The following is a 15,868-nucleotide window of genomic DNA, read 5'->3' as shown; positions in this document are numbered from 1 at the left end:
TACCATGATAATGAATCAAAGTGAACTTGGAGGAGAAAGTGCATGACAACGAAGCGAGCCCTCATTAGCGTATCAGATAAAAATGGAATTCTTGAATTTGCTCAAAATTTAGTGAAGCTTGGATATGAGATTATTTCGACAGGTGGAACGAAAAAAGTATTACAGGAAAACAATGTGCCAGTCATTGGAATTTCTGAAATTACAGGTTTTCCGGAAATTTTAGATGGCAGAGTGAAAACTCTTCATCCGAAAATTCATGGAGGCTTATTAGCGCTCCGAGCAAATGAAGATCATCAAAAACAAACGGCAGAGCATGAGATTGCCCCGATTGACTTAGTGGCTGTTAATTTATATCCGTTCCAGCAAACGATTGAAAAACCGGATGTAACCTTAGCTGAGGCGATTGAAAACATTGATATTGGCGGTCCTTCTATGCTTCGTTCAGCAGCTAAAAACTATCAATCTGTCACGGTTGCAGTAGATCCAGCGGATTACGGGGTTATTGTGGAAGAATTGAGCGAGAACGGAAGCGTGTCTTTTGAAACGAACCAGCGTCTAGCAGCGAAAGTATTCCGCCATACAGCTGCGTATGATGCTTTAATTGCAGAATACTTAACGAACATTACGGGTGAAACAAGCACAGAAAAAATGACGGTAACGTTTGAAAAGGTTCAAGATTTACGTTATGGGGAAAATCCGCATCAACAGGCCGCTTTTTATAAAAAACCATTAACGCAAAAAGGATCGATTGCGACGGCCACTCAATTGCACGGAAAAGAGCTTTCTTATAATAATATTAATGATGCAAACGCGGCTCTTCAAATCGTAAAAGAGTTTGCCGGTCCTGCAGCGGTAGCGGTGAAACATATGAACCCATGTGGAGTCGGAGTTGGTGAAACGATGGCAGAGGCGTATGCGAAAGCATATGAAGCAGATCCAACATCTATCTTTGGTGGCATTGTTGCGGCGAATCGTGAAATTGACGCAAAAACAGCAGCGCAAATGCATGAAATCTTTCTAGAAATCATTATTGCGCCGTCCTTTACAGAAGAAGCGCTACAAATTTTGACGGCTAAAAAGAACTTACGTCTTCTCACGATCGATTTTGATCAACAAGAGAAAAAAGAAATGCAGTTAACAACAATTAAAGGCGGATTGCTTGTTCAAGAAGAAGATGCATTAGGCTTTGAGGAAGCAGAAATTACGATTCCGACAAAACGTCAGCCGACGGAGCAAGAATGGGCTGATTTGAAGCTTGCTTGGACTGTGGTGAAGCATGTGAAATCAAATGCCATCGTTTTGGCGAAAGATGATATGACGGTGGGTGTGGGGGCAGGCCAAATGAATCGTGTCGGTGCTGCGCAAATCGCTATTCATCAAGCAGGTGAAAAAGCAAAAGGTGCTGCATTAGGATCGGATGCGTTCTTCCCGATGAGCGATACAGTTGAAGCGGCAGCGAAAGCGGGGATTACAGCGATTATCCAGCCTGGCGGTTCCATTCGTGATGAAGAGTCTATTCAAAAGGCAGACGAGTACGGCATTACGATGGTCTTCACAGGAGTGAGACATTTTAAACATTAAGTATGGAAGCAACCAAGCTCGACAACAACAAACGAACGAGGTGAGCGGTGTGAACGTTTTAATTATCGGTAAAGGCGGCAGGGAGCATACGATTGCTTGGAAAGTATCGCAAAGTCCACTTGTAGAAAAGGTATTTGTTGCACCTGGAAATGACGGGATGACAGATGTTGCCGAGCTTGTTCCCATTCAAGAGGATGCTCAGGAGCAATTAGTAGTTTTTGCGAAGGAAAACGGTGTAGGACTGACAATTGTCGGTCCAGAAGTACCTCTTTTAGGGGGAATTGTAGATACCTTCGAGCGAGAAGGATTAAAAATCTTCGGTCCAAGGAAAAAAGCGGCGATGCTGGAAGGAAGCAAAGATTTTGCGAAACGTCTAATGGAGAAATATGAGATTCCAACAGCTGCGTATGAAACGTTTACGGACTATGAAGCAGCGCGGGCTTATGTAGAAGAAAAAGGTGCTCCAATTGTTATTAAAGCGGACGGTTTAGCAGCAGGCAAAGGGGTAACGGTTGCCATGACTATGGACGAAGCGATTCAAACGCTTCATGATATGCTCGTAGAAGAAAAGTTCCAAGAAGCGAGCCGAAAAGTCGTCATCGAAGAATATTTAGAAGGTCAAGAATTTTCTTTAATGGCGTTTGTGAATGGTTCACATGTTTACCCTATGGTAATTGCTCAAGACCATAAACGAGCGTATGATGGGGATGAAGGACCGAACACAGGTGGAATGGGTGCTTATTCTCCAGTGCCTCAAATTAGTGAAAACATCGTACAAACAGCGGTTGAGACGGTTCTTCATCCGATGGCAGAAGCGATGATTAAAGAGGGATGCCCATATACAGGCGTGTTATATGCCGGTTTAATGGCAACGACAGATGGGCCAAAAGTAATTGAATTTAATGCTCGCTTTGGTGATCCAGAAACACAAGTAGTGCTTCCAAGAATGGACAGCGACCTTGTTGAGGTACTTCTCGATTTATTGGAAGGGGAGGAAGTAGCGATTCAGTGGTCAGAGGAAGCGGTCATTGGGGTTGTAGTGGCAGCGGAAGGATATCCGAATGAATACAAGAAACATGCGCCTATTTACGGTTTAGACGACATTAGCGATTCGTCCCTTGTATTTCATGCTGGAACCAAGCTTCAGGATGATACGTATGTGACGAACGGAGGACGTGTTCTGCTTGTAGCGGAAAAGGCTCCTTCCTTAGAGGCTGCTCAAATACGTGTATATGAAGAACTAAAGAAGCTATCTTCTGAAGGGTTGTTTTACCGCCGTGATATCGCGGATAAAGCATTGAAAACTCCTCTAGTATAAAAATGGCATTTCCCTAACATTTGATAGGGACCAATAAGACCCGTCATCGGATATCCGGAAAACTCACGGATGACCTGACGGGTCTTGTTGATTAAGAGGGATTAAAGGTTGTTTGTTCTTGCTGTTCAACATGTTGGTCATCTTGATACTTGTCATATAAAAAGGTTAAAGGACAAAATCGGGTAATGCCTTCCGCTACTTTCATGGCTCCCACCATTGTGACTAGTAAATATGATTCACGATACGGTCTTTTCACTAGCCTCGCGGTTGACCATGTTAAAACCGTTAATCCGAATGTAATGCGGACGAGCGCATTCACAAGGCCGATATTTGGTCTCATGTTATCACCTATACTTATATAGTTTTTTGTAAAATTTTCACATATTCTTTAGTGCTTTAACTTATAGAATGTGATACGATTAACATAACAACTACATACATTGAACGAAGGAGGAATGTACATGCTCGATCAACGCTATCGTTGGAAAAATAAAAAATTACGTGAGCATGTAGCGGTCTTGAATGGGCAAAAGTCCCCTACACTGGTGCTAAAAAATGCCGTGTATTTAAATCAAGCTGTAAGAAGCTGGCTGACAGCAAACATTTGGATTTATGAGGATCGGATTGTTTATGTGGGACATGAATTGCCTAAGAAATTAACAGACACAGAAATCATTGACTGCCAAGGCTTTTACCTGGTACCTGGATACATCGAACCACATGTTCATCCTTTTCAGTTATATAATCCCCATTCATTTGCTCAATATGCATCCCAGCACGGAACGACCACACTGATTAATGACAATATGATACTTGCTTTACACTTAGAAAAAAAGAAAGCGTTTTCTTTTTTGCGAGAGATGAGAACGATGCCAGCTACGATGTATTGGTGGTGCCGCTTTGATCCACAGACAGAAATTGGACATGAAGAAAGCATTTTTTCTCATGCAAACGTGAAATCATGGCTGGAACATGATGCTGTTCTTCAAGGAGGGGAGCTTACAGGGTGGCCGAAACTTTTGTCAGGCGATGACTTGATGCTTCATTGGATTCAAGAAGCGAAACGAATGCGTAAACAAATTGAAGGTCATTTTCCAGGGGCATCGGAAATGACGCTGGCGAAGCTGATGTTGTTGGGGGCAGATTGTGACCATGAAGCGATGACGGGAGAAGACGTCGTTAAACGGCTTGTTCAAGGGTATTACGTGTCTTTACGCTATTCTTCCATTAGGCCAGATTTACCTCAACTGCTTCAAGAAGTACAAAAGCTTGGCATTCATTATTACGATAAATTTATGATGACAACGGACGGTTCTCCTCCTTCCTTTTATGAACAAGGGGTATCGGACCGACTTATTAAAATTGCCATTGACGAAGGGATTCCGCTTATTGATGCGTACAATATGGCGACAATTAACATTGCACGTTACTATAACATCGAATACTTGCATGGCAATATTGCGACAGGGCGTGTGGCGAATATCAACTTTTTAGAATCAAAAGAAAACCCGACTCCGGTGTCTGTTTTGGCGAAAGGAGAGTGGGTGTTGAAAGAGAAACAAAATCAACCTTCGTTCTCTCCGTTTCAGTGGGAAGAATTGGGATTTGCTCCCTTGCAGTTAGATTGGGAGTTAACGATGGAAGATATGCAATTTTCAATGCCGCTCGGAATGCTAATGGAAAATGCTGTGATTATTAAACCGTACTCCATTGGGATTGATGTGTCTGTTGATGAAATTCCTCCCTCGTATGACGAGAGCTTTATGATGTTAATTGACCGTCATGGCAAGTGGCGAATTAACACGATTATTAAAGGATTTGCCACACATGTATCAGGGTTTGCCAGCTCTTTTTCTAACACCGGAGACATTGTACTCATCGGGAAAAATAAACAGGATATGATGAATGCATTTGACCGAATGAAAGAAATCGGAGGAGGCCTTGTGTTGGCCGAGCACGGGGAAATTGTTTATGAAGTGCCGCTCACTTTAAATGGCATTATGTCTGATAAACCAGTAGCCGAATTAATGAAAGAAGAACAACAGCTGAGTCACCTTTTACGAGAAAGAGGTTATTGTTATAGTGATCCAATTTATTCGCTGCTGTTTTTCTCATCGACTCATCTGCCGTATATACGCATCACACCAAATGGAATCTACGATGTCATGAACAAAGTAGTACTGTTTCCGTCAATAATGCGTTAAAATATAAAAGTGAAAACGAAAAAAAGGTTGTGCCGATTGTGAAAAAACATTGGATTTTCTTAAGCTTGCTGGGCTTATTAGCGGGCTGTCAAGCGGAGGAAAAGCTTGTTGGAACAGAAGAACAAGTGACAACAAATATGGGAATGCCAGAAGAGGCGTTACAAGAAAGCGTTGAAAAACCTCGTTTTCCTTTGACAGGAGTAGAAGCAGCGGAAGTGAATGCCGAGCGTCCATTTGCTGTCATGATTAATAATCATCCGAGCGCAAGACCGCAAGCTGGTCTAGGCGAGGCGGATATCGTGTATGAAGTGCTCGCAGAAGGGGACATTACAAGATTTTTAGCCATTTTCCACAGTGAAAAACCGTCTTTTATCGGTCCGGTTCGAAGTGCGAGAGACTATTATATTGACTTGAGCAACGGTTATGATGCACTGTATATACATCACGGCTGGAGCCCTGATGCGAAAGAAATGCTGGAAGAAGGAATAGCTGACCATTTGAATGGCTTGTTTCATGATGGAACGCTTTTTGAACGAGTGGCATTCAAAAAAGCCCCTCATAATTCATACATTTCCTATGAGAATATTCTCAAAGGAGCTGAACTGAAAGGGTATGACTTGGATGGTGAAGTAGAACCTTTACTGTTTCATGAAGCAGAACCTGTCATCGAAGGAGAGTCTGCCAAGCAAGTTAGCATCGCTTACTCAAAAGGGGCGATTTCGAAAGTCGACTACGTCTATAACGACGAGGATGAACGCTATGATCGCTTCACAAGTGATGAGCAGTTAGTGGATTACAATACGAAACAGCCTGTGCAGGTAGACAATCTGTTCATCGTAGAAGCCGATCATCGGATTGTCGATCAAGCTGGCAGACGAGACATTGATTTAACATCAGGGGGAGAAGGCTACTTGATTCAAAAAGGCAAAGTCCGTGTGGTTCAGTGGGAAAATAGGGATGGAAAAATCCTTCCGTATCAAGACGGAAAAGCTGTTCCACTGGTAGAGGGCAGTACGTGGATCAACATTGTACCTGCATCGTCCGGTTTAAGTAACATAGTTTCTATTCAAAGTGATGAAAAAGGAGCTTGAGTTTATGCAGATTGATAAACTTCGTGGAAAAGAATTAGACCAGTTATGTAAAGCGGTATTATCGCTAAAAGATATGGAAGAGTGCTATCGTTTTTTTGATGATTTATGCACAGTCAATGAAATTCAATCATTGGCACAAAGACTTGAAGTTGCACGTATGCTGCGAGAAGGAAACACGTATCATAAAATTGAGACGGAAACTGGGGCAAGTACAGCTACTATTTCTCGTGTTAAGCGCTGCTTGAATTATGGAAGCGATGCATATGAAATGGTACTAGAGCGAGTCGGCGCAGGCGACGAGGAAAAAAAATAAGAGGGAAAAAAGGAACCTTGGATAGGAAAAGGTTCCTTTTTTATTTATGGACCGTCAAAAGGGACATTGACGATTCGGTTCATCTGTTATATAATATAAATAAATAATTAAATCTGTTATAAAACAGGAGGGGCATCTCATGGAAATGTATACGATAGCTTATCAGAAATATGTAGAAAAATGTGAGGTGTTTGGCATTAAAGGGATTGATTTTATTGAATTCATTCGAAATACGACCAATGAACAAATTCAGCATATGCTAAGCGATTTTTACTAAGGAGTGGGGCAATTGAATAGTGATGTGGAAGCTGTACGATAAAGCCGTCTGTTCATCTTAACGTGAAACAGGCGGTTTTTTGTATGCATAAATTGAGGGACGATGATAGTGAACGATTGAAGGTTAATGAAGAGGAGGTGGCATAAACATACCACCTCCTCTTCATTGATTAAAATTGTGTTGCTTCTTCAATTAATGCTTTTAATTCGCTGATTGGCACACGTTTTTGTTCCATCGTATCACGGTTACGGATAGTTACTTGTTGATCTTCTAATGAATCGAAATCGAACGTGATACAGAACGGCGTTCCGATTTCATCATGACGGCGATAACGTTTCCCGATTGAACCCGCTTCGTCGAAGTCCACCATGAAGTGTTTCGCTAAATCTTCAAACACCACTCTCGCTTCGTCAGAAAGCTTTTTAGAAAGTGGAAGAACAGCTGCTTTGAACGGAGCCAATGCCGGGTGAAGGTGCATAACTGTACGAGATGTACCATCTTCTAATGCTTCTTCTTCATAAGCATCCAGTAAGAAAGCTAATGTCACGCGGTCCGCACCTAGAGACGGCTCGATGCAGTATGGCACATAGCGCTCATTTGTTTCTTGGTCAATGTATTGGAAGTCTTCACCAGAATGTTCCATATGTTGTTTTAAATCGTAATCTGTACGAGACGCCACGCCCCATAGTTCTCCCCAGCCGAATGGGAATTTGTATTCAAAGTCTGTTGTAGCATTACTGTAGTGAGATAACTCATCATCTGAATGGTCACGAAGACGAATGTTTTCATCTGTTAATCCAAGAGATAACAACCAGTTATGGCAATATTCTTTCCAATAGTTGAACCATTCAATTTCTTGACCAGGTTTACAGAAGAATTCCAACTCCATTTGCTCAAACTCACGCGTTCTGAATGTGAAGTTACCTGGTGTAATCTCGTTACGGAAGCTTTTCCCGATTTGAGCAATTCCGAATGGAAGTTTTTTACGCATAGAGCGCTGAACGTTTTTAAAGTTCACGAAAATCCCTTGTGCTGTTTCAGGGCGAAGGTAGATTTCGTTTGCAGACGTTTCCGTTACCCCTTGGTGTGTTTTGAACATTAAGTTGAATTGACGGATTTCTGTAAAGTTATCAGACCCGCACTCTGGGCACGTAATGTCATGTTCTTTAATTAAATCCATCATTTGATCAAATGAAAGTCCGTCGACAATCATTTCGATGTCTTTTTCTTGTAATTTTTCTTCGATTAACTTGTCTGCACGGTGACGAGCTTTACAGTTTTTGCAGTCAATCATTGGGTCGTTGAAGTTTCCTAAGTGACCGGAAGCTTCCCAAGCTTTTGGGTTCATTAAAATAGCAGCATCCAAGCCGACATTATAAGGAGATTCTTGAATGAATTTTTTCCACCAAGCTTTTTTGACGTTGTTTTTTAATTCTACACCAAGCGGGCCGTAATCCCACGTGTTAGCAAGACCTCCGTAGATTTCAGAGCCTTGAAAAATAAATCCGCGATGTTTCGCGTGAGAGACGATTTGTTCCATTGAAACTGACATGTTTTTTCCTCCTTTAATGAATCATTTCATAGTGGGTGGGAGACACAACAAAAAAATCCCCCATCCCACAGGCATTACATTGCCCAGGGACGAGAGATTGGTTCCCGCGGTTCCACCCTGTTTGATACATGCATTACACGTATCCTCTTTTCAGAAGCATACTCCAGACTGCCTTTTCTTTAAATCTTTCTCTGGGCTTTCACCATCCCCAGATCGCTACATGTTGAAGAGGATTTAAATACTATTGGTCTTTCACTGTATGATAAGGTATCAATTTTTGTCTTTATATTAGCACATCCATTTTAACTAAACAAGCGCTGCTGGATAAATTCGCTGAGCGGCGTTGGAAGGTATCGGTTTTAGCCATCATGGAGAATGGTAAGGGGCGATGAAGAACCGCTTGAAGAGGGTTTCATGAATGGATTGCTTTCGTATATGAAAGGCAGTTTTGCTATAATGTTGAGTGGAGCAACGAATGGAGGTTAACTATATGTATGATATTAAAGAGTGGAGACACGTTTTTAAATTAGATCCGAACAAAGAAATTTCTGATGAAGCATTAGAGCGCGTTTGTGAATCTGGCACGGATGCCGTCATAGTAGGAGGAACGGACGGGGTAACGTTAGATAACGTGCTGAACTTACTTATGCGTATCCGACGTTACACAGTTCCATGCATTTTGGAAGTGTCGACGATTGAATCGGTTACGCCAGGGTTCGATTTATATTTCATTCCAACGGTTTTAAATAGTGGAAAGAGAGAGTGGATTGTCGGCCTTCATCATGAAGCGATGAAAGAGTACGGCGACATTATGAACTGGGAAGAAATCATGGTTGAAGGGTATTGCATCTTAAATGAAGACTGCAAAGCTGCTAAAGTAACGGAAGCGGCTACCGGCTTAACCGAAGAAGATGTATTGGCATATGCTCAAATGGCTGAGCGCATGTTCCGTCTTCCAATTTTTTATTTGGAATACAGCGGTACATATGGAAATCCAGGGCTGGTCAAACAGGTAAAGGAAAGTCTCGAACAAACAAGGTTATTTTACGGCGGTGGAATTGAGACGGTGGAACAAGCCGCTGAAATGGCAGAGGCATCTCATACAGTAGTCGTAGGAAACATTGTGTATCAAGACTTGAAGGCGGCTTTACGAACTGTACAAGCAGTCAAAAATGCGGTACGATAAACAAGAACAAACGTTTGGTTTAGGGGTGAGATGATTGCAATTTTTAAGTGAAAAATTATTGTCAGGTTTAAATCCACAACAACAAGAGGCGGTCAAGGCTACGGACGGCCCTTTACTTATTATGGCAGGTGCGGGAAGTGGAAAAACACGCGTGCTTACACACCGCATTGCTTATTTGATGGCAGAAAAGCAAGTGGCTCCTTGGAACATTTTAGCGATCACGTTTACGAATAAGGCGGCCCGCGAGATGCGGGATCGGATCACCGGTTTATTGGGTGGAGCGGCGGATGATATTTGGATTTCCACCTTCCACTCGATGTGTGTGCGTATTTTAAGAAGGGACATTGACCGCATCGGGTACAATCGGAACTTCACCATTTTGGATACGACCGATCAGCTTTCCGTCATTAAGACGATTTTAAAAGAAAAAAACATTGACCCGAAAAAGTTTGATCCTCGATCATTCCTTGGCATTATCAGCTCCGCGAAAAATGAATTAACAACGCCAGAGCAGTTTGCCAAAACGGTCGGAAATCCACATGAGGAAATGGTCAGCGGTGTTTATACCGAATACCAGAAGCGTCTGCGGAAAAATCAGGCCCTCGATTTTGACGACCTCATAATGATTACCATTCAATTATTCGAGCGAGTGCCGGAAGTGCTGGAATATTACCAACGGAAGTTTCAGTATATTCATGTTGATGAGTACCAGGATAGTGCGACACGTTGCTAATTGAAAAGATTAGCCACTAGAGTAATCTAGGAGAACTAAGAATCCGAAGAGTCGAATGATGGGGTAACGCCCTGAAAGGCTCGCCTAATCCTCCGAATAGCGTTCGGGTGGTGCAAAACACCTGAGGGTTATAAGCTCGGTGAAGTCGGTTGAAGGTCATCCTAACGTAAAGTCGAGGAAAACTCTCTGGAGGCAGAGGGTGTGGCTGATAGACCGGGGTTCTATAAGATACCTATGGTGAGAAATTAGATGAAACAACCATCTATTGACGAAATTCCGAATGTACGGCTCTAGAGGTATAACTATTCGAAATGGATAGTCCTTCGTGTAAGGGTTAGTGAGGTAGAGTAAAATTTGTCTTTATGAAATACCTTATGATGTTACAGGCATCATCCAGCTAACAGGGCTAGAGGAATCACCTACGGGTATGTATGTACAGATAGGATTCTTGGAACGTGGTAAGCCGATAACGTGGAGGGTTTGCACCCATAGAAGCGGTGGAAGGGAAAGCATATAACGAAAGGGTATATGTATAACCTCCTTTATATTGGTGAAGGTGATGGCGCAGTACCGTTGAAACTGTGATAAGAAACAGTGGAGGGATAGCCATTAGTCAGCTATTGGAAGACGGTATTATCTTATTCAGATAATGCAAAGAAGCCTGTAGCTGATGGGGCGCCGTATGAGGTGAAAGTCTCACGTACGGTGCTAAGCGGGGGAAAAGACGGAGATCATTTCAAACTCTTACCTATCGCAACCTAACCATGCCCAATACAAACTAGTAAAGTTAATGGCACAGCGCTTTGAAAATATTTGTGTTGTGGGGGATTCTGATCAGAGTATTTATCGTTGGCGCGGAGCGGATATTGCCAATATTTTATCGTTTGAAAAGGATTATCCACAAGCAACGGTGATTTTGTTAGAACAAAACTATCGTTCAACAAAAAACATTCTGGACGCTGCGAACAAGGTCATCGGAAACAATATGAACCGTAAGGCAAAAAATTTATGGACAGAAAATGATGAAGGAACGAAAATTTTCCATTATCAAGCAATGAGCGAGCATGCAGAAGCTCAATTTGTCGCCGGAAAGATTAAGGAAGCGGTAGAAAGCGGTAAAAGAAAGTATGCTGATTTTGCCATTTTATATCGTACAAATGCGCAATCCCGTGTGATGGAGGAAGTATTACTAAAATCCAACATTAATTATACGATTGTAGGAGGCATCAAGTTCTACGATCGGAAAGAGATTAAAGATATGCTTGCCTACTTGCGCTTAATTGCGAATCCAGACGATGACATCAGCTTAGTGCGGGTCGTGAACGTACCGAAGCGGGGAATTGGAGCGACATCGGTTGATAAACTGGCTAACTATGCGATTCAGCATGATATCTCCATTTTTAAAGCGTTAGGAGAAGTGGATTTTATCGGTTTAAGCGCAAAAGCAACGAATGCGCTAATTGAATTCAGGGATATGATTGCCCATTTGGCGAACATGCAGGATTATTTATCGGTCACGGAATTGGTAGAAGAAGTGCTAGAAAAAACCGGCTACCGTGACATGCTTAAGGCAGAAAAAACGATTGAATCTCAAAGCCGTTTAGAAAATATTGACGAGTTTTTATCGGTCACGCAAAGCTTTGAGAAGGGCAGTGAAGATAAAAGCCTTGTTGCCTTTTTAACGGACCTTGCCCTTGTCGCAGATATCGACCAACTAGAAAACGATGAAGATGAAAGTGATGCGGTCATTTTAATGACGCTGCATTCTGCAAAAGGACTTGAATTTCCAGTCGTCTTTTTAATCGGTCTGGAAGAAGGTGTGTTTCCACATAGCCGCTCTCTTCAAGATGAGGAAGAGATGGAAGAGGAGAGACGGTTAGCCTATGGTGCGTGACGTTAGACAGAAATCGAGATAACTCGAAGGATTGTCTGGACTAACTTTGGTTAGTAACAACTGAAACTGTGAGACCACGGCGGGATACCCAAATAAATCTCGTGACTAGATGGCTGTTAATACTCCCCCATGCGTATTTGGTAACAAATGCGTGTGAAGCGGGGTGAAGTCGCGTCGAGTAGTCCTAACAGGTCAAGCTGAGGAAAGGCTAAACACGCTGCGAAAGTGATGCGGACAGGGAGCTATATATGGTCAGAATTTGAATAATCAATGACGAACTGCTGAATGTACGCCTCGTAGAGCGGTCTTTAGAAATGAAGGCTAATTAATTACTTTCCAAAATAGATATCGTAAGGTCTATGATGGATGAAGCTGATGGGTTGCTTCACTCTATAGAGAGGTAATCGGGGTAAAGGCAGGACCTAAGTATAGTTATATACCTAGCAGTTTCGGAACGTCAGAAGTCCCTAACGATTAAGTAATAACTTGGGGATCAGCAAGCCTAAGCTGTGAAAGAGTTATGAATAGGGATGGCAGTAGGGGTGTAGTACCGATGAAGCTCTCATAATAAGGAGTGGAGGAAAGGCCCCAAGTCTAATGAACAGGTTAATCGCTATCCGTAATGGAAAGAAGGCGATGCCAGTTGAAAATCAAAGATAAGGATATATTTCGGTATGGTATTAACGATATTGAAATCAATCTCTTTGAAAAAGCGTTAGAAAACAAAAGGCACAATCATTTATGGAGATTAGTTATTGAGGAAAGAAATATTCTGTGTTCCATCAAGATTATTAGTGGAAATAAGGGGAGTAAAACACCGGGACCTGATGGAATGGTCATGAAGGATGTACTAAAAACTGATATTGAGGAAGTCATTAGACAGATAAAATATCGGCTCTTTGGGAGAATCCACGGAAAAGCCAGACAAGTCATAAACTAGTTCATGACGAAACCCTTACATTAGAGCGACTTCCCGCTTATATTAATTTAAGGGAACTCAATAAACTAAGAAAATTAAGTGGTTTGGCTAAAGTTTAACGAAATTCAATTAGGTCTAGTAAGATAACCTGTTTATTTAGATGGAACGCCGTGTGCGGTGAAAGTCGCACGCACGGTGTGGGGTGGGGGAAAAGCTGGAGATTACTTCAAAAGTTTACCTATCACCATTCGGCATTACACGAGCGGAAGAAGTGCTGTATCTTTTGAATGCCCAGATGCGGACGCTATTTGGGAAAACGAACGTGAACGCTATGTCCCGATTTATTAATGAGATTCCAGAAGAATTGCTGGAATCATTGAATGAGCGTTCAAAATCCTTCTCACCTTCGACGTCGGCGTCGAGCAACCGTCCAGTGAAACGGTCCATGGTTACACGCTCTGCGCTTTCTTCTACAGGCGGTGATACGATTGCATGGCAAGTTGGCGATAAAGCAGAACATAAAAAATGGGGAATTGGTACGGTCGTGAGTGTCAAAGGAGAAGGCGATTCAAAAGAGCTAGACATCGCATTTCCAAGTCCGACAGGAGTAAAACGACTGTTAGCCAAGTTTGCGCCGGTAACAAAGGTGTAAAGATGGTATAAAGGAGAAAAGTGAATGAATGTAGAATTGGCAAAAGTTCGTGTTCAAGAATTACATGAGCAATTGAACCGTTACAATTACGAATATTATGTGCTAGATCATCCGAGTGTTCCGGATGCTGAATATGATCAGCTAATGAAAGAACTCATCGATTTGGAAACTCAATTTCCGGAATTGCAGACGCCGGACTCTCCTTCACAGCGTGTGGGCGGACAAGTGTTGGAGGCATTTGAAAAAGTAGAACATCGAGCGCCGATGCTTAGCTTAGGGAATGCCTTTAACGAGCAAGATTTACGTGATTTTGACCGTCGTGTCCGTCAAGCGGTAGGGGACGACGTGGCGTATGTTTGTGAGCTGAAAATCGATGGATTGGCAGTATCATTACGCTATGAGAACGGGTACTTTGTTCAAGGAGCGACGCGCGGGGACGGAACGATTGGGGAAGATATTACAGCAAATTTAAAAACGATTCGCTCAATCCCTCTTCGCCTGCCGGAGCCTTTATCTTTAGAGGTTCGCGGGGAAGCATATATGCCGAAGAAATCGTTTGAGAAGTTAAATGACGTGAAAGCAGAGCAAGGCGAAACGCCCTTTGCCAATCCACGAAACGCCGCAGCAGGTTCTTTGCGTCAGCTCGATCCGAAAATTGCCGCTTCACGGAATCTCGATCTCTTTTTATATGCGGTAGCGGATGCTGGTAGCACAGGAATCGAATCACATAGCGACGGATTAAATTTTCTCGATAAACTAGGCTTTAAGACGAATGCAAATCGTCAAAAATGTGCTACGATAGATGAAGTCTTGCAGTATATTGAAAACTGGGTGGACCAACGTCCTCATTTGCCGTATGAGATTGACGGCATCGTCATTAAAGTGGACAAGTTCCATCAACAGCAGGAGTTGGGAACGACAGCAAAGAGTCCACGCTGGGCTATCGCTTATAAATTTCCGGCAGAAGAAGTCATCACAAGGCTGGTAGGGATTGAATTGAATGTGGGGCGCACAGGTGTTGTGACGCCAACAGCTTTGCTGGAGCCTGTTCTAGTAGCGGGAACGACGGTAAAGCGGGCTTCTCTTCATAATGAAGATTTGATTCGCGAAAAGGATATCCATATTGGTGATTATGTGGTCATTAAAAAAGCGGGTGACATTATCCCTGAAGTCGTCAATGTGATGGTTGACCGCCGAAACGGAGAAGAGGAAGAATTCCACATGCCGACTCATTGTCCAGAGTGTAACAGCGAGCTTGTACGCTTGGAAGAGGAAGTGGCACTTCGCTGTATTAACCCGAGTTGCCCGGCGCAAATTCGTGAAGGGCTCATTCACTTTGTTTCCCGAAATGCGATGAATATCGACGGGTTAGGTGAAAAAGTCATTACACAATTGTTCAAGGAAGAATTGGTGCATGATGTCGCCGATTTGTATGCTTTGACGAAAGAACAAGTCGTACAGCTTGAGCGAATGGGTGAAAAATCAGCAGATAATTTAATTCAGGCAATTGAAGTGTCCAAAGGCAATTCATTAGAAAAGCTCTTGTTTGGTCTTGGCATTCGCCATGTCGGAGCAAAGGCAGCTAAAACACTCGCACAGCATTTTGAAACGATGAATGCGTTAAAAGACGCGACATATGATGAGCTTGTGGCCATCAATGAAATTGGTGACAAAATGGCGGATGCAGTCGTGACTTATTTCCAGCAGCCGGAAGTGCTTCAACTACTGGAAGAGTTAGAGTCATTTGGCGTCAATATGACATATAACGGCCCGAAACTAGTGCAAGCGGAAAATATTGATTCATACTTTGCCGGAAAAACAATTGTGTTAACAGGAAAGCTTGAGCAATTGTCCCGAAACGAAGCAAAAGAGCAAATTGAACAATTAGGCGGAAAAGTAACGGGGAGCGTCAGCAAGAAAACCAACCTGGTCATTGCCGGGGAGGAGGCAGGTTCCAAACTAGCGAAAGCACAAGAGTTGGGGATTGAAGTGTGGGATGAGAACCGGATGCTTGAAGAATTAAACGGATAGACGGCTGAAAGCGGTGGTCTTTATTTAAGAGACCGCTGTAGCCTTCATGCTGTTTGTTACAAAAGGAGCACCTATCATGAGGTGTTCCTTTCATATCAATTACAAGAGGTGTCAAAT

At 42.7% G+C, this 15,868-nt stretch carries 11 protein-coding genes and 3 pseudogenes; 12 read left to right on the top strand and 2 right to left on the bottom strand.

What is annotated here, in order from left to right; all coding sequences use genetic code 11:
• The first annotated feature begins 42 nt into the window (after positions 1–42).
• Both purH and purD read left to right on the top strand, forming a co-directional pair.
• Complete coding sequence (gene purH / locus ACXAEO_RS19470; RefSeq protein WP_474883834.1) at positions 43–1,581, top strand: bifunctional phosphoribosylaminoimidazolecarboxamide formyltransferase/IMP cyclohydrolase; 1,539 nt, start codon at positions 43–45, stop codon at positions 1,579–1,581.
• 49 nt (positions 1,582–1,630) lie between these two features.
• Complete coding sequence (gene purD, locus ACXAEO_RS19465; protein WP_474883832.1) at positions 1,631–2,899, top strand: phosphoribosylamine--glycine ligase; 1,269 nt, start codon at positions 1,631–1,633, stop codon at positions 2,897–2,899.
• A 91-nt stretch (positions 2,900–2,990) separates the two neighbouring features.
• Here purD and ACXAEO_RS19460 read toward each other — a convergent pair whose 3' ends face one another.
• The gene (locus tag ACXAEO_RS19460) at positions 2,991–3,239 is read right to left on the bottom strand and encodes a YgaP family membrane protein (RefSeq protein ID WP_474883830.1); all 249 of its coding nucleotides are present in this window, start codon (positions 3,237–3,239) and stop codon (positions 2,991–2,993) included.
• Between the two features lie 121 nt (positions 3,240–3,360).
• On the opposite strand from ACXAEO_RS19460, the gene ACXAEO_RS19455 reads away from it, so the two are divergent.
• The 4 genes from ACXAEO_RS19455 to ACXAEO_RS19440 all read left to right on the top strand — a co-directional run bounded on the left by ACXAEO_RS19455 (position 3,361) and on the right by ACXAEO_RS19440 (position 6,784).
• The gene (locus ACXAEO_RS19455; RefSeq protein WP_474883828.1) at positions 3,361–5,103 is read left to right on the top strand and encodes an adenine deaminase C-terminal domain-containing protein; all 1,743 of its coding nucleotides are present in this window, start codon (positions 3,361–3,363) and stop codon (positions 5,101–5,103) included.
• Positions 5,104–5,141: 38 nt separating this feature from the next.
• Positions 5,142–6,194, top strand: a complete 1,053-nt coding sequence (locus ACXAEO_RS19450) for a DUF3048 domain-containing protein (protein WP_474883826.1) — start codon at positions 5,142–5,144, stop codon at positions 6,192–6,194.
• A gap of 4 nt (positions 6,195–6,198) precedes the next feature.
• A complete protein-coding gene (locus tag ACXAEO_RS19445) occupies positions 6,199–6,507 on the top strand; it encodes a YerC/YecD family TrpR-related protein (RefSeq protein WP_474883824.1) in 309 nt (102 codons plus the stop codon).
• Positions 6,508–6,646: 139 nt separating this feature from the next.
• On the top strand, positions 6,647–6,784 hold the full coding sequence (locus ACXAEO_RS19440) for a hypothetical protein (protein WP_474883823.1): 138 nt from the start codon (positions 6,647–6,649) through the stop codon (positions 6,782–6,784).
• Between the two features lie 169 nt (positions 6,785–6,953).
• Here ACXAEO_RS19440 and ACXAEO_RS19435 read toward each other — a convergent pair whose 3' ends face one another.
• On the bottom strand, positions 6,954–8,336 hold the full coding sequence (locus ACXAEO_RS19435; protein WP_474883822.1) for a glycine--tRNA ligase: 1,383 nt from the start codon (positions 8,334–8,336) through the stop codon (positions 6,954–6,956).
• A 490-nt stretch (positions 8,337–8,826) separates the two neighbouring features.
• On the opposite strand from ACXAEO_RS19435, the gene pcrB reads away from it, so the two are divergent.
• The 6 genes and pseudogenes from pcrB to ligA all read left to right on the top strand — a co-directional run bounded on the left by pcrB (position 8,827) and on the right by ligA (position 15,751).
• On the top strand, positions 8,827–9,522 hold the full coding sequence (pcrB, locus tag ACXAEO_RS19430) for a heptaprenylglyceryl phosphate synthase (RefSeq protein WP_474883820.1): 696 nt from the start codon (positions 8,827–8,829) through the stop codon (positions 9,520–9,522).
• A 34-nt stretch (positions 9,523–9,556) separates the two neighbouring features.
• Positions 9,557–10,240: pseudogene (locus ACXAEO_RS19425) on the top strand (UvrD-helicase domain-containing protein); the annotation flags it as partial.
• A gap of 775 nt (positions 10,241–11,015) precedes the next feature.
• A pseudogene (locus tag ACXAEO_RS19420) lies at positions 11,016–12,140 on the top strand (3'-5' exonuclease); the annotation flags it as partial.
• Between the two features lie 652 nt (positions 12,141–12,792).
• Positions 12,793–13,089: a hypothetical protein gene (locus tag ACXAEO_RS19415; protein ID WP_474883818.1), complete on the top strand. Its 297-nt coding sequence runs from the start codon at positions 12,793–12,795 to the stop codon at positions 13,087–13,089.
• Positions 13,090–13,276: 187 nt separating this feature from the next.
• Positions 13,277–13,720, top strand: a pseudogene (locus ACXAEO_RS19410) (ATP-dependent DNA helicase PcrA); the annotation flags it as partial.
• A gap of 24 nt (positions 13,721–13,744) precedes the next feature.
• A complete protein-coding gene (ligA, locus tag ACXAEO_RS19405) occupies positions 13,745–15,751 on the top strand; it encodes an NAD-dependent DNA ligase LigA (RefSeq protein ID WP_474883816.1) in 2,007 nt (668 codons plus the stop codon).
• Positions 15,752–15,868 lie beyond the last annotated feature (117 nt).

It is taken from the genome of Bacillus sp. ABA4_010 (assembly GCF_056159105.1).
The sequence above is the reverse complement of the archived record's forward strand: the minus strand, read 5'-3'. Positions and strand labels throughout refer to the sequence as shown.